Raw genomic sequence first — 19,148 nt, 5'->3', positions numbered from 1 at the left:
GTTAGCGGGCGATTATCGCCCCCATTGACTCGACGATATATTGACATAGTAAGTGTCACATCCCGAGGGGGTGGGAGTGATGGCAGTGCGCAGGAGGACCACTAAATGCCGGGTCGCTTAGGCGTGTCCCGGCGTGCTGCCATCATCGCTATCGCCGCCCTGATCGGCATGGCGCCTGCGCGGGCGCAACCGGTCGCACCGGTGGCAAAGCATCCCAATATCGTGATCCTGCTCGCCGACGACTGGGGCTTTTCCGACGTCGGCTCGTTCGGTTCCGAAATCGCGACCCCGAATATCGATGCACTGGCAAAGGCGGGGATGCGCTTCTCCAACTTCCATGTCGCCGGGTCGTGCTCGCCGACACGCGCGATGCTGCAGACGGGGGTGATGAACCACCGCAACGGCCTGGGCAACATGCCCGAGACGATCCCCGACGAACATCGCGGCAAGCCCGGATACGACACGGTGATGAACCTGCGCGTCGTGACGATCGCGCAATTGCTCAAGGCCGCGGGCTATCGCACCTATCTCACCGGCAAATGGCACCTTGGCAGCGATGCGAAGCGCCTTCCGCATGCGCGCGGTTACGACCGCGCCTATAGTCTCGCCGATGCAGGCGCCGACAATTTCGAGCAGCGTCCGATCGAGGGCATGTACGACACCGCCGCCTGGACCGAGAATGGCAAGCCCGCCACCTTGCCCAAGGATTATTATTCGTCGCATTTCGTCGTCCAGCGGATGATCGATTATATCGAGGCGGACCGGAAGAGCGGCAAACCCTTCCTCGCTTCGATCAACTTCCTCGCGAACCATATTCCGGTACAGGCGCCCGACAGCGACATCGCGCGCTATTCGGCGATGTACAAGGATGGTTGGACCGCGCTGCGCGAAGCGCGGGCAAAGCGGGCTGCGGCACTCGGCATCGTGCCCGCGGGGGTGCCGATCGTTACGATGGCGACGACGCCCGACTGGAAGAAACTCGACGCTGAAGAGCGCGCGGCCGCCATTCGGGTCATGCAGGCCTATGGCGGCATGGCGACCGCGATGGACCGCGAGATCGGCCGCCTCGTCGCGCATCTCAAGGCCACGGGTGATTACAACAACACGATCTTCGTCTTCCTCTCGGACAATGGTGCCGAGCCGACAAATCCGTTCAGCAGCCTGCGCAACCGCTTGTTCCTCGGCATGCAATACGACCTCGCGACCGCCAACATCGGCCGGCGCGGCAGTTTCGCCGCGATCGGACCGGGCTGGGCGAGCGCGGCGGTATCGCCCCTGTCGGGATATAAGTTCAGCGCGACCGAGGGCGGGCTGCGCGTCCCGCTGATCATCGCCTGGCCGGGCAATGCGAATATCCGCGCCGGCGGCATCAGCGACGGCCTCGCGCATGTCACCGACATCTTGCCGACGCTGACCGATCTTGCGGGTGTGTCGGACCATGGCGGAAGCTGGCAGGGCAAGGCGGTCGAGTCCGTCACCGGGCGCAGCCTCGTCCCCATGCTCAAGGGCGCGCCGGGCAGCGTTCACGGCGACGAACCGCTAGGTTATGAACTCTCCGGCAATTCGGCGCTGTTTCGCGGCGATTACAAGCTCGTGCGCAATCTCGCGCCGACCGGCGACGGCCGATGGCGCCTGTTCAATCTGAAGACCGACCCCGGCGAAACGCGCGATCTGGCGGCGGTGGAGCCCGACCGCTTTACCGCGATGATGGCCGATTATCGTGCCTATGCGAAGGCGAACGGCGTTCTCGACATGCCCGCGGGCTATACCGCCGACGAACAGATCAACCGTTATGCTTTCGAACATCAGGGCAAGCCGCGGCTGATCCGCCTCGGCCTGTGGGTGGGCGGCATCGCCCTCCTGCTGTCAGCGCTTGTCTGGAACTGGCGCCGCCGGCGCCGGGCGCGCCGTGTCGATCAGGCGAAAGCCGATATGGTCGGTGCCTAGGCTGCGTTCCTGAAACTGGCGCGCGGCGGGGCGATAGCGCGCGCAATAATTGGCGGCGCACAGGAAGCTGCCGCCCTTGATGACATTGCTCTCGCCGCCCGCCTTGCTCGTCGTCCATTCCCACACATTGCCGATCAGGTCGTGGACGCCATGCTGGTCGGCGGGAAAACAGGCGACCGGCGCGCGGCCGGTAAAGCCATCGGTGCCAAGGTCGCGTGCCGGAAAGGCGCCTTGATAATAATTGGCTAGCGGCTTGCCGTCCTTGTCGACCGGCACATTGCGGTCGGCGCCGCCAGTCGCGGCGGCCAACTCCCATTGTTCCTCGCTCGGCAGCGCCTTGCCCTTCCACTTGGCATAGGCGAGCGCGTCATCATAACCGATCTGCACGACAGGATCGCGGCCGCGTCCGTCGATATTCGTGTCGGGGCCGGCGGGATGCCGCCATTCGGCGCCGACGACCCAGCGCCACCAGTTCGGATTGCCGTCGGTCGGCGCGGTGAAGACCGCGGAGCCCGGGATCAGCATCTCGGGCGGCGCACCGGGCAGCTTCGGCGGGTCTTGCTCGGCGAGCGTCTTGTAGCCGGTCGCTTTCACGAATTCGGCAAACTCGGCGTTGGTGACCTCGTGCGTCGCGATCCAGAAGCCTGCGACCGTCGCATCGCGCGCCGGACCCTCCTCGGGCAGATGCGCGTCGGCGCCCATCGCGAAGGTCGCACCGGGGATCCACGCATAATCCTGCTTGGGCATTGCGGGGCATTCGGGCGTCTTCGCCTCGACAGTCTTGGTATCCTTCGCCTCGCCGCACGCCGCGAGCGCGCCGAGCAAGGCGAGGGAGAGCAATATGGACCCTTCGCGCATCAGGCGTCTTCGACGATCGTCGCCAATATCGCCTCGACCATCTGGCCCATCACCGTTCCCGCTTCCTCGGCGGACAGGCTCTGGTCATGGCGCAGCGTGCGCCATGTATGGAAGGACAGCGCCGCGCACAGGGCCTCGACCGCGATCCGGTCGGTGAGCACCGGGCCCGGAAGCAGGCGCAGGATCAACTCGCGTTCGAGCATCACGACGCGGCTATATTGCCCCATCAGAAAGGGTGAATTGTACCGCTTGATGTTCGCGGCGAGCCGGAAGGGCAGCGTCGTCTCGAACACCCGGACGCGGCGGCGAACGAGGTCGCGGACATTCGCGCGCCACGGTTGGTCGGGATAGGGCGCCATGACGATCGGCATCACGCGCTCGGTTATCATTCCGGTGATTTCGGAATAGAGCGCGTCCATATCGTCGAAATGGCGGAACACGGTGCGCAGGCCAATACCGGCCTCTTCGGCGACGCGCGCCGCGCTCGGCGACAGGTCGCCCGCGACGATCAATTCCATCATCGCCTCGACGATGCGCTTGTGGCTCGATCGCCCGCGTTCGCGCCGGCCGTCGACCCGATCGGCCTCGACCTTTTGCGCGTTCGATTTCCCTAACCCTGTCGCCATGGCGCCCCTGCTGGCCCGACTTGACGCCGGGGTCAAACAATCTTGCGTATCGACCAATATAGTGACACATATAGTGCCAATAGTTTCGAAGCAAGCCGACAGCTTGCCGCAGGGGAATGGGGATGCAGAAAAAATGGGTCGCGCTCGGGGTGCTGGCATTGGCGGGTGCGGGCGGATATTGGGCGTTCGAGGCGAATAAATACAAGCTTCCGGGCCTTGTGCAGGACTGGAAAGACCCGGTGCAGCCGAACCGTGCGGTCGCATGGCAACAGGGTCCGACGGCGCCACCCGCCGTTTTGCAGGGCGGCAAACGTCCGCCGAATATCATCCTGATCGTCGCCGACGACCTCGGCTACAACGACATCAGCCTCAATGGTGGAGGTGTCGCCGGCGGAATCGTCAAGACCCCGAACATCGATGCGTTGGCGCGCGAGGGCGTCAATTTCACGACCGCCTATGCCGCCAACGCGACCTGCTCGCCGTCGCGCGCGGCGATGATGACGGGGCGCTATCCGACGCGCTTCGGTTTCGAATATACCGCCGTTCCGGTCGCGTTTGCCGAAAGCGTTTCGCACGGCGAGGGCGTCGGCCCGCACAAGGCGATCTTCCACAAGGATCTGATTACGCCCGACATCCCCGACTATCCCGACATGGGGGTTCCGGCAAAGGAAGTGACGATTGCCGAGGCGGTAAAGGCTGCGGGCTATCACACGCTCCATATCGGCAAATGGCATCTGGGCGAGTCCCCTTCGTTGCAGCCGCAGGCGCAGGGCTTTGACGAAAGCCTCGCCGTGCTCGGCGGCGCGGCGATGTTCCTGCCGGAGGATGATCCCGATGCGGTGAATGCGAAACTGCCGTGGGACCGCATCGACCGTTTCATCTGGGCCAATTTGCGCCATGCGGTGACCTTCAACGGCAGCAAGCGCTTTCATCCCAAGGGTCACATGACCGACTATTTCGCCGATGAGGCGATTTCGGCGATCGAGGCCAACCGGAATCGGCCCTTCTTCATGTATCTGGCATTCAATGCCCCGCACACGCCGTTCCAGGCGACGAAGGCGGATTATGCGAAGCTGCCGCAGATCAAGGATCACAAGACGCGCGTCTATGGCGCGATGATCGCGCAGCTCGACCGGCGCATCGGCGATGTGATGGCCAAGCTCAAGGAATTGGGCATCGACGACAATACGCTCGTCATCTTCACCAGCGATAATGGCGGCGCCTGGTACACGGGCATCGACAATCTGAACGCGCCCTATCGCGGGTGGAAGGCGACCTTTTTCGAAGGCGGCATCCGCACCCCCTTCTTCATGCGCTGGCCGGGGCACCTCGCGCCCGGATCGACGCGCGCCGACGTGACGGGGCATATCGACCTGTTCTCGACCATCGCGGCCGCGGCGGGGGCGACAATACCGTCCGACCGCATCGTCGACAGCGAGGATATTCTGGCCGGCCCCGCGAAAAGGCCGGCGATGTACTGGCGCTCGGGCGACTATCGTGCCGTGCGGGCGGGCGACTGGAAGCTGCAGGTGACGAAACGACCCGAAAAGATACGTCTCTACAATCTCGCCGCCGATCCGACCGAACGACACGACCTGTCGGCCAGCGAACCGCAACGCGTCGCCGAACTCCGCGCGATGATCGACGCGCAGAACAAGGGCATGGCGAAGCCGATCTGGCCGGGGTTGGTCGAGGCGCCGGTGCGGATCGACGTGCCCCAGAATGCGCCATGGAAGGATGGGCAGGATTATATCTACTGGACGAACTGAGTTCGACCGGGCGAGCTGAAGCGATTAACGCTCGACCTTCGTCGCGAGAATGACCGAAGTCGTCGTGCGTTCGACCCCGTCGAGCAGTCCGATCTCGTCGATCAGTTCGTTGAGCTGGACGCCGTCCTCGGCCTCCAGCATCGCGATGATGTCATATTCGCCGCTGATCGCATGGATCGCCTGCACCAGCGAAAACGCAGCGAGCGCCTGTTCGACCTCGCGGTGAAAGCGCGGCAGCGTCTTGATCATCATATGTGCGCGCACGCGGCTGGCGGCAAAGGCGTTGCCCAGCCGCACCGTATAGCCTGCGACGACCTTGTCCTCTTCCAGCCGCGCGAGGCGCGAATAGATCGCGCCGCGCGACAGGCCGAGTTCCTTGGCAAGCTGGGCGATCGTCTGCCGCGCGTCGTCGCGCAGCAGGGTGAGCAGGCGTTCGTCGATCTCGTCGAGATTGACGCCCGATTGCGCCATCAGTCGGCCAACTTTTCGTCGGCGAAGATCGCAGTTTGTGGCGTTCCTCCGGCGCTTATCCGCCCACGATACATGCCGAGGTCGTTGATCGCAAAGGCCGGGCGCCCGTCGGGGCCCATCGCGATCAACCCGCCGTCGCCGCCGATCGCGCCGACCGCCTCGATCGTCGCCTGCGCGGCGCCCTTCAGGCTCTCGCCCCTCCATGCGACGCGGTCGCACACCTGCCGCGCGGCGCTTTCGCGAATGAAATATTCGCCCGACCCGGTCGCCGACACCGCGCATTGGCCGTTCTTGGCGTAAGTGCCGGCGCCGATGATCGGCGAGTCCCCGATCCGGCCCCAGCGCTTGCCCGTCATCCCGCCGGTCGAGGTCGCGGCGGCGAGATTGCCGTCGGCGTCGAGCGCGACCGCGCCGACGGTGCCGAACAGATGCGTCGGGTCGATCGCAGAAACCTGCTTCTCGCGCCAGCGGAGCAGGCTTTGCCAGCGCTCCTCGGTCCGGAACCAGCTTGGATCGACCTGTTCGAGCCCGCGCTCGACCGAGAAGCGGTCGGCGCCCGCACCGCTCAGCATGACGTGCGGGCTCTTGTCCATCACCGCGCGGGCGAGGTCGATCGGATGACGCGTCCGCGTGACGCCGGCGACGGCGCCGGCCTTTTGCGTCTTGCCGTCCATGATCGCGGCGTCGAGTTCATTCTTGCCCTCCGCCGTAAACACCGCGCCGCGTCCGGCGTTGAACAGGGGATTATCCTCGAGCACACGCACCGCTGCGGCGACGGCGTCGAGCGCCGCTCCGCCCTTGTCGAGCACCGCGCTGCCGGTACGCAGCGCCTCGTCGAGCCCGGCGCGATACGCCTTTTCCTTTTCGGGCGAGAGCGTCTTGCGCTCGATCACCCCCGCGCCGCCATGAATCGCAAGCGACCAGCGCGGCACTTCGACGATTTCACCGGCGCGCGCTGAATAGCTCCGCACGAAGAGCGGCGCATCGACCTGTCCCGAGGGCAGGTGCAGCACCGACCCGGGGCCGACGCCCGTCACCTTGACCCGCGGCGCGTCGAGCGGCCCGCGCTGTTCCAGTCCGCGCAGCCCTGCGCCATCGACAACCCACGCATAGCCGTCGGGTTCGGTCGCATAGATGCGCGCGGAGCCGTCGGGCTCGACCGCGAGGGCCGCGCTCTCGTCGACGCCGAGGCCGAGCATCGCGGGCTGGTCGGCGGGCCGTCCGACCTGCGCCTTGGCGACGAAAGCGAACAGGCGGCCGAGCCGCTCGCGTTCCTTGAAATGCGTGTCGGTGACGATGCCTTTCAGCAGCGCGAAATGCAGGAAGTCGCCCTCGATCGTGTTGGCGGGGCCGAACGGGTCGGCCAGCGCCTCGGGGCTGCGAATGCTGCCGTCGTCCATCGCGCCATAAAGCTTCTCGCCCTGGATCGCGAGGCCGGCGCTGGTTCCCGCAAGCGGCTTGCCTGCCGCGACATGCGCGTTGAGGATGTCGCCGACGGGGGTGCCGCGCCAGTAACGGACATAACGCGCCTGATCGCCGCCGGCGATGAAGATGCCGTCGGCTTTTTTCAGCCGGTCGAGAATCTTCCTGTTCGTCGCCTGCGATCGCGCGTGGAAGACGAAGATTTCGGTCGACTGGATGCCGCCGACGTCATGGAAGAATTCTTGGCCGATTTCCTTGCCATAGGATGCGCTGATCACGACGATATGGCCGTTCCCGGCTTTGCCGAAGAACCATTTCATCGCATCGACATTGCGGTCGCCGCCGCCCATCAACAGCAATCCCCCCGAAACCGGGCCGGGGGTCGGCGTGTTCAATTTGCCGAAGATATAATGTTCATAGGGCTTTTCCTTGGCTTCCTTCGCCGTCGCCGGCGCGAGCGCCAGCCCCGTCGCGGCGAGTAGCAGCCAGATTCCCCGCATCATCATCCGCAGCATTCATCTTCCCTTTGGCGACCCATGAAAGGCGCGACGTTACATAATGACTGCACCAAAAGACAATATGATTTCCAATTTTGTCATAGTGATTGAAATTATCGACGCTTTCTGGTGGTATAGGCGACATATCCGGTGGGTGGGCGAACGGCTTCGATTCGTACCGGGATAAACAAAGGGGTTGGACTATGACGAATTTCGGGAAACGGGCGTTTCGGATTGCCCTCGGGCTTGGCGTGTGCATGCCCGCGCTGGCGGCGCCGGCCTTTGCGCAGGACGCGGCCGAGGGCGGCGAGCAGGAAATCATCGTTACCGGATCGCGCATCCCGACAATCCGCGATGAGGGGCCGTCGCCGGTCACCACGATCACATCCGATACCATCCGCGCCAACGGCTATACCAGCGTTCCCGAACTTCTCGCCGCGATGACGCAGAACAGTGGCGAAACGCAAAGCCCGCAATCGGGAAGCAGCGCCGACTTCACCCCCGGTGCACAACAGGTCGACCTTCGCGGCCTCGGTCCCAACCACACGCTCGTGCTGGTCAATGGCCGCCGCATCGCCGACTTCCCGCTGCCCTATATCGGTCGCAGCAACTTCACCGACATCTCGAACATCCCCGTCAGCCTGATCGACAAGGTCGAAATCCTGAGCGGCGCGGCATCGGCCATCTACGGCTCCGACGCGATCGCGGGCGTCGTGAACTTCAAGATGAAGGAAAAGCTCGACGGCATCACGCTCGACTATCGCCACGGCCGCACCCAGCACGGCGGCGGTCTGTCGCACCGGATCACCGCGACGGGCGGCTGGTCGACCGACCGGTTCAGCATCGTCGGCGGCATCGAATACCTCGATCAGCGGCCGCTGTGGGGCTACCAGCGCAAGATTCAGGACAGCACCGACGACAGCCCCGTCGCGTCGAGCCGGATCGCGCGGCGGACCTTTTACCGCGCCGATTATAACGACGATTATATCACCCCCGATGACGGCACTTGCGAGGCGCTGTCGGACCTGAATTTCGGCACGGTCGCGCTCTACAACCGTCCGCGTTACGGCGATTTCTGCGGCAGCAAGGAATCGATCGGTTTCGGCACGATCATTTCGGGCCGCAAGGGCTTCAACAGCTTTGCCACCGCGACCTATGAACTGTCCGACAATGCCAAGCTGTTCGTCGATGCGCAGCTCGGGATCAGCAAGGTCCGGCTGATGTACGACGTGACGAGCTGGGCCTTCGAACAATCGTCGAGCAGCTCGGACAATTATTTCTACAACAGCTTCACGGGCCAGATCGAGGATTGGGGCCGTCAGTTCACGCCGGAAGAAACCGGCGGGTTCGAGATGCAGCGCAGCAAGCAGACGACCTACAGCATCACCCCCGGCATCCGCGGCAATTTCGGCAAGGCCTGGAATTACGAGGCGTCGTTCAACTACAGCCGTTACCAGTCGATCGTCCGCTGGCCGCAGATCATCAACCAGAAGGCCAAGGACTTTTTCCTCGGCCCGCAAAATGGCCTCGGCGACGACGATTATCCGTCGTTCAATGCCGATCCCGCGACGAATCTGTATCGCAGGCTGACGCCCGCCGAATATGACAGCATCTCGGCCGATACCGTCTATCGCCCCTATAGCTGGACCAGCAACGCGCAGGTGACGTTGACCAATGGCGAGCTGTTCCAGTTGCCCGCGGGCGCCGTCGGCGTCGCGGTCGTCGCCGAATATGGCAAGCAAGGCTATAATCTCCGCCCCGATCCGCTGGCACTCACCGACTATTATTACAGCTGGAAGGACAGCGACGGTTCGGGCAAGCGCAGCCATGCCGCGGTCGGCGGCGAAGTGCGCATACCCGTGCTCGATTTCGTCACGCTGACGGGGGCCGGCCGCTACGACCGCTTCGGCTATGCCGGGCGCAATGCCGACAAATTCACCTATAATGGCGGGGTCGAGGTGCGCCCGACGAACAGCCTGCTGTTCCGTGCCGCCTATGGTACCGCCTTCCGCGCGCCCGACCTCCATTATCTGTTCACCGGTCCGGGCAATGTCGAAAGCAGCGTGGTCGACTATTACACCTGCCGTCAGGATACACCGGGCGCGGGGATCAGCGATTGCGAGGATTATGAAGTCGACATCGTCGCGCAGCGCAGCGGCAACCGCGACCTCAAGGCAGAGACCGGCAAGACGCTGACCGCCGGCCTCGTCTTCGCGCCGTCGAACCGCATCAGCCTGTCGGTCGATTATTTCCGCGTGTCGCTCGACAATCAGGTCAACGATCTGCGTGCCAGCGAACTGACGCGCGACGAGGCCGATTGCCGCCCCGACGGCGCTGGCAACACCACGCTCGATCCCAATTCGCCGACTTGTCAGGCGGCAATCGCGCGCGTCAACCGCTTCGCGACCGGCGCGCTGGCTGGCGAGATCGAATCGGTCTCGATCAACCCGATCAACGTCGCGCGCGAAAAGACGAGCGGCATCGACGTCGCTTTCCGCGGCACGCTGCCCACCAGCTTCGGCGACTTCACCCTGTCGCTCGCGCACAGCCATGTGTTCAAGCACACATTGACCCAGTACACGGGCGATCCGATCGAGAACAAGCTGGCGGCCGACAGCGGCTATTATCTGCCGCGTGACAAGTCGAACGGCAGCATCAGCTGGGCATCGGACGGCGTGCAGTTCACCTTCTCGGGCACGCGCCTCGGCAAGCTGCCGAACTATGACGAGGACGCCTTCATCAAGGCCAGCTATTTGTTCAACGCGACGCTGCAATATGATTTCACCGATCATATGCGCGGTTCGCTGACGGTGCGGAATGTCTTCGACAAGATGCCGGTGAAGGATCCGACCTGGTCGGGCTATCCCTATTACAACACCAGCTGGTTCGACAGCATCGGGCGCAGCGTCTTCATGCAGCTCACCTACAAGCTCGGCGGATCGCCGCTCTGATATAAGGCGCGGGGTTCTGACGGTGTCAGAGCCCCGTTGCTTGCAGCGTCCGTTCGATCACCTCGCGCCCGGTCGTCGCGGCGAAAGGGAAGGATCGCAGGAAGGTCGCCTGCGACACCTGCGGGTCGAGTTGCCGCGCGCGCGCGATCCACTGTGCCGCGCGTTCGTGATGGCCCGCGGCTTCCGCCGCAATTGCCGCGATCACCGCGATATGCTTGTGCGCTCCCGGCGACTGCGCTGCACGCTCGCCCCATTCGAGCGCGCTCTGGTGGTCGCCGCGCATCAGCGCGCTGACCGACCGTACCCCCAGCATGGCATAGCGTAGCGGGTCGAGCGGGCTCAGGCGGAGGGCCAATCGCGCATTTTCGTCGCTATGCCCGACGTCGCACTGCGTCATCTCGGCCCACGCCTTCGAATAGATCGCCTGCGCATAATTGGGGCTGAGCGTAATCGCCGCCGACAGCCGCTCCATGCTTTCGGGCACCGCGTCGGCGAACCACAAGGACCGGCCGAGGTTGAGATGCGCGAAGGGATCGAGCGGATCGACCTGCACCGCACGTTCGGCGAACGCGCGTGCCTGCTCGGCCATTGCGTCGGAGTCGGGCGAATATTGCAGGAAGCAATCCTGAAAGCGCGTGAAGGACAGGCCCGACAGCGCGCGAGAGAAATTGGGATCGCGCGCCAGCGCCTGCGCGAACAGCGACGCCGCGCGCGCATTGTCCGACCGGTTGAACCGGAACATATGGTCGAGCCCGAGGTGATAGGAGGACCAGGCATCCAGCCCGCCCGCGGGCATCCGGCGCGCGCGCTCGACCTCATTCTGGATGATCCGCGTCTCCAGATTGGCGACCACGGCGTCGAGCACTTCGCAGCGCAATTCGTGCAATTCGTCGCCGCCGGCGGTGAACCGGTCGGCCCACACCACCGCGCCGTCGCATGTCCGCGCGAGCGTGACCGCCAGCATGACCTTGCCGCGCGCTTCCTCGAGCGTCCCGGTCAGGCAATAGCGGACATTCAGCGCGGCCCCGACCTGCTCGCATCCGATGTCCTGCCCGCGAAACCGGAAGGTCGAGGTGCGCGCGATCACGAGCAGCCAGCGTAGCCGCGAAAGGTCGCCGATCAACTCGTCGGCGAGCGCGTCGGCGACGATCGACAACGGGCCGGGGCCGCCGACAAGGTGAAAGGGCAGGACCGCGATCGACGGCCGCTCCTCTGCCGCCGTAATTTGGGGAGTCGCTTCGGCCGAGACGGTAGCGAAGACCCGCGCGGGCTCATGCATCTGATCGAATGTGACCTGCGCGCCGAACCGGAACCCTTTGCCATGGACGGTGCGGATGAAGCGTTGTTCCTTGCCGTCATCGCCCAGCGCCTGCCGCGCCGCCTTGACGCGCGACGCCACCGCAGCTTCGGACACGATCCGCCCGCCCCAGATCTTTTCGATGATCTCGTCCTTGCTGACGAGGCGATCGGCGTTGCTCGCGAGCAGGATCAGCAGCGACAGCACCTGCGGCTCCAGATGCTTTGCCTCACCCAGTTCGCGCAACTCGAACTTGCCGGGGTCGAGCTCGAAGCCTTCGAAGCGATAGATCAGGGACGCGCCAAAGGACAAAGCGGCATTTCTCCATAAATTCTCCATGCCGTCTTCAAGCATGGGACCACGGAAAGCTTATTCGGTGTCCCCATCGAACCACCCCCCGGTTCGGATCAAGGAGACTATAGTGACGCTTGCAACCACCAAAGCGGCCGCGCCCCCCGCCGCGCCGCAGACCGAAAATCTATCAACCCCCGCCAACCCGAACAAGGCTCTTTGGGAGAAGGGGGATTTTACCCGTCTCGCCGCCTGCATGCGCGAAAGCGGTGACGAACTGATCGACAGTCTCGGCGTCCACGCCGGGCTCGACGTGCTCGACCTCGGCTGCGGCGACGGCACCACCGCGCTGCCGTCGGCGTACCGCGGCGCGGCGGTGCTCGGCGTCGACATCGCATCGAACCTCGTCGTCGCCGGCAATGTCCGCGCGCGTGAAGCCGGCCTCTCGAACCTGCGTTTCGAGGAAGGCGACGCCTCGCATCTCGATGCGCTGGCCGACGACAGCTTCGATCTGGTCGTCACCATCTTCGGCGCGATGTTCGCGCCGCGGCCGCTCGACACCGCCGCCGAAATGGTCCGCGTGACACGCCCCGGCGGGCGCATCGTAATGGGCAACTGGATTCCCGGCGATCCGACCCTCATTGCGCAGGTGCTCAAGATTTGCGCCGCTTACACCCCGCCGCCGCCCGAAGGCTTCATCAGCCCGGTGACCTGGGGGCAGGAGGAAGCGGTGCGCGAACGCTTCGGCGCCGCGGGTGTCGCAGACGACCGGATCAGCTGCGAACGTGCGACCTACACCTTCCGCTACGCCAGAAGCCCGCGCGAATTTCTCGCGATCTTCCGCGACTATTACGGTCCGACGATGAACGCCTTCGCTGCCGCCGAGGCAAGCGGCCGCCGCGCCGAGCTTCAGACCGAGCTTGAGCAATTGTTCGAACGCGAAAATCGCGGCGGTGCCGATCGCACCGAAATCCCGGCGACCTATCTCAAGGTCATAGTCCGCAAATAAGCGTCCCGCAGGCGCAGGCCGATGCCGCCCCCGCATTCTCCCGGCGGGGGCGGCATTGGCTTGTGGGAATTGGCCGGGCGCCGGCTTTGTGGCAGGTCGGCGCATCCAGTCTTTCTCTCTCCGGAGCTTTCATGCGAACCCTGCTGCTCTCGATCGCCCTGCTGGCGCCTGCTACGCCTGTTTTTGCGCAGGAGGCCGTCATCGACACCCATGTCCATCTGCATAAGGGTGAGGCGTCGGTGGCCGAATATCGGGCGCAGCTCAAGGCGTCGGGGCAATCGGTCGACGCGTTCGGTGCGATGTGGTTCGGCGGCCCGAACCAGGCGCTCGTCGGCAACCCCTCCGATATCGCCAAACGCAACGACGAACTGATTGCGCTCGCTGCGAAAACCCCGGGCATGATCGCGATTGCCACGGTCCACCCCTATGACGGCGAGGCCGCGCTGGCCGAGATCGATCGCGTCGCCGCGCGCGGCGTCAAGCTGCTCAAGATCCACCCGCACACCCAGAAATTCGACGCCGCCGATCCGCGCGTGCTCGCGCTGGTCAAACGCGCGGGCGACAAGGGCATGGTCGTCGTGATGGACAATGCCGGCATCGTACCCGACGACAATGAGAAGCTCTTCAATCTTGCGCTCGCGGCGCCGAAGACGAAGTTCATTTTCGGCCATATGGGCGGCCTCGGCTTCCGCTTCTGGAACATCCTCGCGCTCGCGCGCACCGCCGAAAATCTTGTCGCCGACAATATCTATTTCGATATTTCGGCGAGCGTGATCCTCGCTGCGGACTCGCCGATCGAGGCCGAATATGTCTGGACGATCCGCAACGTCGGCGTCGACCATGTGCTGATCGCGTCGGACTTCCCGCAGATCTCGTTGCCGAAGACGCTCGAAGCTTTTGCCAAGCTCGACCTGACCGACGAGGAACGCGCGAAGATCCGTTCGGGCAATGCGCGGAAGCTGCTCGGTCTCTAGACGATTGCCAGCGCGAAGAGCAGCGACACGGCAAAACTCGTCAGCGACGCGAGCAGCACGGGGACGGTTGCGCGCCAGCCCATTTCGAGCAGCAGGTCGAGCCGGGTGCGCATCGCGGTCGCGGTGACCGCGAGCAGCAACAGTGCCTTCGACGCGGTCAGCGCCGCCCCGCGCACGCCTTCGGGGATCGCGACGGCGCTGTTGAGGGCGACCACCGCGAAAAAGGCGACGATAAACCAAGGCAGGGCGAGGCGGCGCCAGATTTGCGTATCGCCGTCGTCCTCGGGCTTCAGCAACAGGCCGACAAGCGCAACCACCGGCGCCAGCATCGCAACACGCGCGAGTTTGACGATCGTCGCGCTCGCACCCGCGGCGTCGGAAAAGGCATAGCCGCCGCCGATCGCCTGCGCGACGTCGTGGACCGATGCGCCGATCAGGAAGCCCGCCTGCGCATCGGAAAGGCCGAACTTGCTGGCAAGCAACGGATAAATCGTCATCGCGAGCGCGCTCGCGAGCGAGACGCCGACCAATGTCAGCGCGAACTGCGCCTGCGACAATCGCTGCCGCCCGATCACCCCATATAGCGCCAGCGCCGCGCTCGCGCCGCAGATCGCCGTCGCGCCGCCGGCGAGCAGGCCCGAATAAGGCGTCTGTCCCGACAGGCGTGCCCCCAGGAATCCGGCCCCCATCGTCAATGTCATGATGATGATCAGCGCTGCAAAGGGCACCGGCCCAAGCACCGCGATCTGCATGAAGGTGACCTGTAGCCCCAGCACGACGATGCCGATGCGCAGGAAGGTGCGCGACGCGAAGTCCAGCCCACGGTGCGTGGCCTCGTTCGCCGAAATGAAATTGAGCGCGAGTCCGACGAGCAGCCCGAGAAGGATGATCGGAAAGCCATAATGATCGGACAGCCACGCGGCGGCGGCCGACGCCGCGGCGCAGGCCGCGAGGCCGGGAAAGAAGCTGCCCTTCGGCGCCGCACCTGCGACGGTCTGCGCCAGATGCAATTCGCCGAACAGGTCACCGCCGCTCGGCAGATTGTTCCAATGCGCATGGCGCATCGAGGTTAAGTCATTTCTGTCCAGCGTTGTCATAAGGTCGCGTCATATCGTGATGCCGGGTGGCGGCGCAAGGCTTCTCTTGCGGTGGGCGGCGCGACGCGCCAAAGCAGACAACGATGGTCAACAGGCCGAACGGGGAGATGCGGAGCCGTGATAGCGATTTGCCAGCCGGGGACGGAGCGCAAGCGCGCATGACCCGGGCGACGATCAAGGACGTCTCGCGCGTCGCGGGCGTGTCGATCAAGACGGTGTCGCGCGTGCTCAACAAGGAACGCTATGTCAGCGACGACATGCGGCAAAAGGTCGAGGAAGCGGTCGCGCGCCTCAACTATCACCCCAGTCAGGCGGCGCGGACACTCGCCGGAAAGCGCTCTTTCCAGATCGGGCTGATCCACGACAACCCCAGCCCCTATTATATCTTCAACATGCAGGCGGGGGTCGGACAGCGGTGCCGCGAGGCCGATTTCCGCATGATCGTCCAGCCGTGCGACATCAACTCGCCCGGTCTCGTCGACGATATCGGGGCGCTGATCGATCAGGCGCAGCTCGACGGCATCATCATGACGCCGCCCGTCACCGACGTCGGCACCGCACTTGCCGAGCTGTTCCGACGCAAGATTCCCGTCGTGCGCGTCCAGCCGGGTACCGATCTGACGGCGACATCGGCGGTTTATATCGACAATGTGCAGGCCGCCGACGACATGACGGCCTATCTGATCTCGCTCGGGCATCGCCGCATCGGTTTCGTCACCGGCCACGGCAATTATTTCGCGAGCGGCCAGCGGCTGACCGGCTACCGGCAGGCGCTCCAGCGCGCGGGCATCGGCTTCGATGCGGCGCTGGTCTTTCCGGGCCAGTTCGATTTCCAGTCGGGCACTGCTGCTGCCGAAGCCTTGCTGGCGCTCGACCAGCCGCCGACCGCGATCTTCGCGAGCAGCGACGATATGGCCGCAGGCGTCCTCGCTGCCGCGCACCGCTTGGGCGTCGCGGTGCCCGACCAGCTCTCGGTCGCGGGCTTCGACGACACCGATCTTGCACAGGTCGTCTGGCCGTCGCTCACCACGATCCACCAACCGATCCGCGACTTGGGCTATGCCGCCGCCGACCTGCTGCTCGAATTCGGCGAGACGATCGAGCGCCGGCAATTGCCGCACAAGCTGGTCGTGCGCGGTTCGACAGCGGCGCCGAAAGGCTGAAAACGATCGATTGTGGTCATTCCAACGCCGCGTTGAAATAAAGTCTATCTTCCTTTTTCATATGACCTCGGTAGACAGAGGACGCGGGCAATGCGGACGCCCGTTCAGGCGAAGCCTCGCCCAAGTTCCGCTCCATAAGCCGCGCCTGCGGCAGGGAGCGTGCTTGCAATGACAACCGATATCTATTCTCCGCCCAGTATCTCATTGTTTCAACTTTTTCTTCGCTTCTTGCGCTTCGGCTTCCTCGCTTTCGGTGGCCCGGTCGCGCAAATCGCCATGGTCAAGCAGGCTCTCGTTGAGGAAGAGCGTTGGATTTCACCGGCGCGGTTCAACCGCTTGCTTGCCGTCATGCAAATTTTGCCCGGACCAGAAGCTCACGAACTTTGTGTTCATTTGGGGATGCTTGCCCGCGGGCGGATCGGAGGATTGATCGCCGGGCTCGGTTTCATGTTGCCGGGCTTCTTGCTGATGCTGGCGGCGGCTTGGGTCTATAGCGCCTGGATCGTCGGCAACTCCGCACTGGCGTCAGTTTTCCTTGGTGTGCAGGTGGTCGTGCTGGCGATCATTGCGCGCGCGGTGCAACGGATCGGAACGCACATTCTCGAAGATTGGCTGCTGTGGCTATTTGCCGGGGCCGCCCTCGCCGCGACATTGGCGGGTGTGCCGTTCTGGATACCCTTGATCGCATCGGGACTGATTTACACATTTGCGGAGCGGCCGATCATTGCGGCCGGCCTATCGGCCGCAGCGATCCTGGTGGGCTTCGCTGTGCTAGGAACCGAACCGCCGATCGCCGTAGCTGGTGTGCCGAGCGAGGTGGGGGTAGTTGCTCTGTTCGTCGCCGGATTGAAGGGTGGTCTCCTAACCTTCGGCGGTGCCTACACCGCGATCCCTTACGTGCGATCTGACACGGTGGGCCGGGGCTGGATCAGCGACGCGAGCTTTCTGGACGGAGTCGCATTTGCGGGGATGCTGCCCGCGCCGCTCGTTATCTTCGCGACTTTTGTCGGCTATGTCTCGGCGGGATTTCCGGGTGCCCTCGCCATCACGGTGGGCATGTTTCTGCCTGCCTTTGCTTTCTCGATGATCTTCTTCGAACAGCTGGAGGCGGTTGTTGAGCACCCCGCGCTGCATCGTGTGTTGGCCGGAGTAGCTGCGGCGGTCGTTGGGGTGATTGCGGCGACGCTGTTGCAACTCGGCTGGTCTACCGCAGGGCGTTCGACAAATCTCCTTGTGTCTGTTCTCCTGTTTTTGGTCGCCCTTCCGATAGTTTGGCGCTGGAAAGGAAAGCTGGTCGCTCCAGCGCTCGTTCTCGCGGGAGGATTGGCGGGGTGGATGTTGGATTTCTGACTGAAGCATCATTGCAATGATGAACGCTTCCCACCCCATTCCCGCCGTAATGAAAAAACGTCTGTCCTTTCCAGTATGACAACGTTATCTTATCCGGCAACGACAGATTCGGGGAGAGACGATCTTGGCGCAAATCGCCGATAAACGCCGTTGGCTTGTGGTGGGGCTCGTCTTCATCGCGATCGTCCTCAACTATGTCGACCGCCAGATCCTCGCGCTGCTGAAGCCGACCTTGCAGGCCGAATTCGACTGGACCGACCGCGATTACAGCCACATGGCCTCGGCCTTCCAGTTCGCCGCCGCGCTCGCATTTCTCGGCACCGGCTGGTTCATCGACCGCGTCGGGCTGCGCTGGGGCTTCGCGATCGGCGTCGGCGTGTGGAGCCTTGCGGGCATGGCGCACGCCTTTGCGACCACCGTATCGGGCTTCGTCGCCTCGCGCGCCGTGCTCGGCGCCGCGGAATCGATCGGCACCCCCGCCGCGGTGAAGACTGCGGCGACCTATTTCAACGCCAAGGAACGAAGTTTCGTCCTTGGCCTCGGCGGGATCGCGCCGAACGTCGGCGCGATCCTGACGCCCTTGCTCATTCCCTTGATGGCGATGATGTGGGGCTGGCAGGCGACCTTCCTGATCGCGGGCGGGCTCGGGCTCGTCTGGGTCGTCGTCTGGCTCGCCGTCCGCATTCCCGAACAGCCCAACGCCGCGCGCGACGCCGCCGCGCCGAAAATCGCATGGTCCAGCCTGCTCCGCGATCGTCGCCAGTGGGCCGTCATCCTCGGCAAGGCGCTCACCGATCAGGTGTGGTGGTTCCTGCTATTCTTCATGCCCGACCTGTTTCACCGCGTCTTCGGGCTGACGCAGGGCACGCTCGGTCTCCCGGTCGCCTTCGTCTATTTCATGGCCGCGCTCGGCGGCATCACCGGTGGTTTTCTCCCGTCCTATCTGATGGGTCGCCGCGGCTGGAGCGTGAACGCCGCGCGCAAGACGACGATGCTCATCTATGCGCTGCTGATCCTGCCCGTGCCCTTGCTCGTCGGGGTCGATAGCGCATGGGTCGCGGCCATGATCCTCGGCCTCGCGCTCTTCGCGCACCAGGGCTTTTCGACCAATCTCTTCGGCCTCACCACCGACGTCTTCCCAGCGCGCATCGTCGGCTCGGCGATCGGCATCGGCGCCTTTGCCGGCAATCTGTCGGGCATGGCGATGATCGAGTTCGCGGGCTGGTCGCTCGACACGGGCAGGGGCTATCTGCCGATGTTCCTCGTCTGCGCCGGAACCTATCTCGTCGCGCTCGCCGCGATCCACCTCATCCTGCCGCGCATCGTCGCGGTCGATGAGGAGGAGGACGGCGAGGCCGGTCCGATCCTCGCCCACTGACACGCCATCCGAACAAAGCCGCTTCCCTCGACCTGAATTATGGAGTAT

14 protein-coding genes are annotated in these 19,148 nt (G+C 64.3%); 8 read left to right on the top strand and 6 right to left on the bottom strand.

Annotated elements, in window-relative coordinates; all coding sequences use genetic code 11:
• Window positions 1-105: 105 nt before the first annotated feature.
• Complete coding sequence (locus tag BLW56_RS16890) at window positions 106-1,947, top strand: arylsulfatase (protein ID WP_093511904.1); 1,842 nt, start codon at window positions 106-108, stop codon at window positions 1,945-1,947.
• Here BLW56_RS16890 and BLW56_RS16885 read toward each other — a convergent pair.
• Together BLW56_RS16885 and BLW56_RS16880 are read right to left on the bottom strand one after the other, a co-directional pair.
• The gene (locus BLW56_RS16885) at window positions 1,867-2,805 is read right to left on the bottom strand and encodes a formylglycine-generating enzyme family protein (RefSeq protein ID WP_093511902.1); all 939 of its coding nucleotides are present in this window, start codon (window positions 2,803-2,805) and stop codon (window positions 1,867-1,869) included. The two genes, BLW56_RS16890 and BLW56_RS16885, sit on opposite strands and share 81 nt — an antisense overlap.
• A complete protein-coding gene (locus BLW56_RS16880; RefSeq protein ID WP_093511900.1) occupies window positions 2,805-3,431 on the bottom strand; it encodes a TetR/AcrR family transcriptional regulator in 627 nt (208 codons plus the stop codon). Before BLW56_RS16880 ends, BLW56_RS16885 begins: the two co-directional genes overlap by 1 nt.
• Before the next feature lie 122 nt (window positions 3,432-3,553).
• Between BLW56_RS16880 and BLW56_RS16875 the strand changes: the two genes are divergently transcribed.
• Entirely contained in the window at window positions 3,554-5,200 is a 1,647-nt protein-coding gene (locus tag BLW56_RS16875; RefSeq protein WP_093512080.1) for a sulfatase-like hydrolase/transferase, read from the top strand.
• 24 nt (window positions 5,201-5,224) lie between these two features.
• Here BLW56_RS16875 and BLW56_RS16870 read toward each other — a convergent pair whose 3' ends face one another.
• Together BLW56_RS16870 and BLW56_RS16865 are read right to left on the bottom strand one after the other, a co-directional pair.
• Window positions 5,225-5,671, bottom strand: coding sequence for an Lrp/AsnC family transcriptional regulator (locus BLW56_RS16870; protein WP_093511898.1), 447 nt, complete (start codon window positions 5,669-5,671; stop codon window positions 5,225-5,227).
• Window positions 5,671-7,608: an isoaspartyl peptidase/L-asparaginase gene (locus tag BLW56_RS16865; RefSeq protein ID WP_256203593.1), complete on the bottom strand. Its 1,938-nt coding sequence runs from the start codon at window positions 7,606-7,608 to the stop codon at window positions 5,671-5,673. The genes BLW56_RS16870 and BLW56_RS16865 overlap by 1 nt, the downstream gene beginning before the upstream one ends.
• Window positions 7,609-7,793: 185 nt before the next feature.
• Between BLW56_RS16865 and BLW56_RS16860 the strand changes: the two genes are divergently transcribed.
• Window positions 7,794-10,541 carry a TonB-dependent receptor plug domain-containing protein gene (locus tag BLW56_RS16860; RefSeq protein ID WP_093511896.1) on the top strand — a complete coding sequence of 916 codons (2,748 nt, stop codon included), beginning with the start codon at window positions 7,794-7,796 and terminating at the stop codon, window positions 10,539-10,541.
• 25 nt (window positions 10,542-10,566) lie between these two features.
• On the opposite strand, the gene BLW56_RS16855 is transcribed toward BLW56_RS16860, so the two are convergent.
• A complete protein-coding gene (locus tag BLW56_RS16855) occupies window positions 10,567-12,177 on the bottom strand; it encodes a winged helix-turn-helix domain-containing tetratricopeptide repeat protein (protein ID WP_177176003.1) in 1,611 nt (536 codons plus the stop codon).
• A gap of 82 nt (window positions 12,178-12,259) precedes the next feature.
• Here BLW56_RS16855 and BLW56_RS16850 point away from each other — a divergent pair, with 82 nt between their 5' ends.
• Both BLW56_RS16850 and BLW56_RS16845 read left to right on the top strand, forming a co-directional pair.
• Window positions 12,260-13,138 (top strand): class I SAM-dependent methyltransferase, encoded by an 879-nt coding sequence (locus tag BLW56_RS16850; RefSeq protein ID WP_256203592.1) that lies wholly within the window; start codon window positions 12,260-12,262, stop codon window positions 13,136-13,138.
• A 131-nt stretch (window positions 13,139-13,269) separates the two neighbouring features.
• Window positions 13,270-14,112, top strand: coding sequence for an amidohydrolase family protein (locus tag BLW56_RS16845; RefSeq protein ID WP_093511889.1), 843 nt, complete (start codon window positions 13,270-13,272; stop codon window positions 14,110-14,112).
• Here the strand turns inward: BLW56_RS16845 and BLW56_RS16840 are convergent.
• A complete protein-coding gene (locus BLW56_RS16840) occupies window positions 14,109-15,176 on the bottom strand; it encodes a YeiH family protein (RefSeq protein ID WP_093511887.1) in 1,068 nt (355 codons plus the stop codon). The genes BLW56_RS16845 and BLW56_RS16840 overlap by 4 nt on opposite strands.
• 191 nt (window positions 15,177-15,367) lie before the next feature.
• Between BLW56_RS16840 and BLW56_RS16835 the strand changes: the two genes are divergently transcribed.
• The 3 genes from BLW56_RS16835 (at window position 15,368) to BLW56_RS16825 (ending at window position 19,100) form a co-directional block, all read left to right on the top strand.
• Window positions 15,368-16,372 (top strand): LacI family DNA-binding transcriptional regulator, encoded by a 1,005-nt coding sequence (locus tag BLW56_RS16835; RefSeq protein WP_093511885.1) that lies wholly within the window; start codon window positions 15,368-15,370, stop codon window positions 16,370-16,372.
• Between the two features lie 168 nt (window positions 16,373-16,540).
• Complete coding sequence (gene chrA, locus BLW56_RS16830; RefSeq protein WP_093512076.1) at window positions 16,541-17,722, top strand: chromate efflux transporter; 1,182 nt, start codon at window positions 16,541-16,543, stop codon at window positions 17,720-17,722.
• Between the two features lie 124 nt (window positions 17,723-17,846).
• Window positions 17,847-19,100 (top strand): MFS transporter, encoded by a 1,254-nt coding sequence (locus BLW56_RS16825; protein WP_256203590.1) that lies wholly within the window; start codon window positions 17,847-17,849, stop codon window positions 19,098-19,100.
• Window positions 19,101-19,148: the final 48 nt, after the last annotated feature.

The organism is Sphingopyxis sp. YR583 (assembly GCF_900108295.1).
Taxonomy (GTDB): domain Bacteria; phylum Pseudomonadota; class Alphaproteobacteria; order Sphingomonadales; family Sphingomonadaceae; genus Sphingopyxis.
Note: the sequence above shows the minus strand (reverse complement) of the source record. Positions and strands in the feature narration are given on the sequence as shown.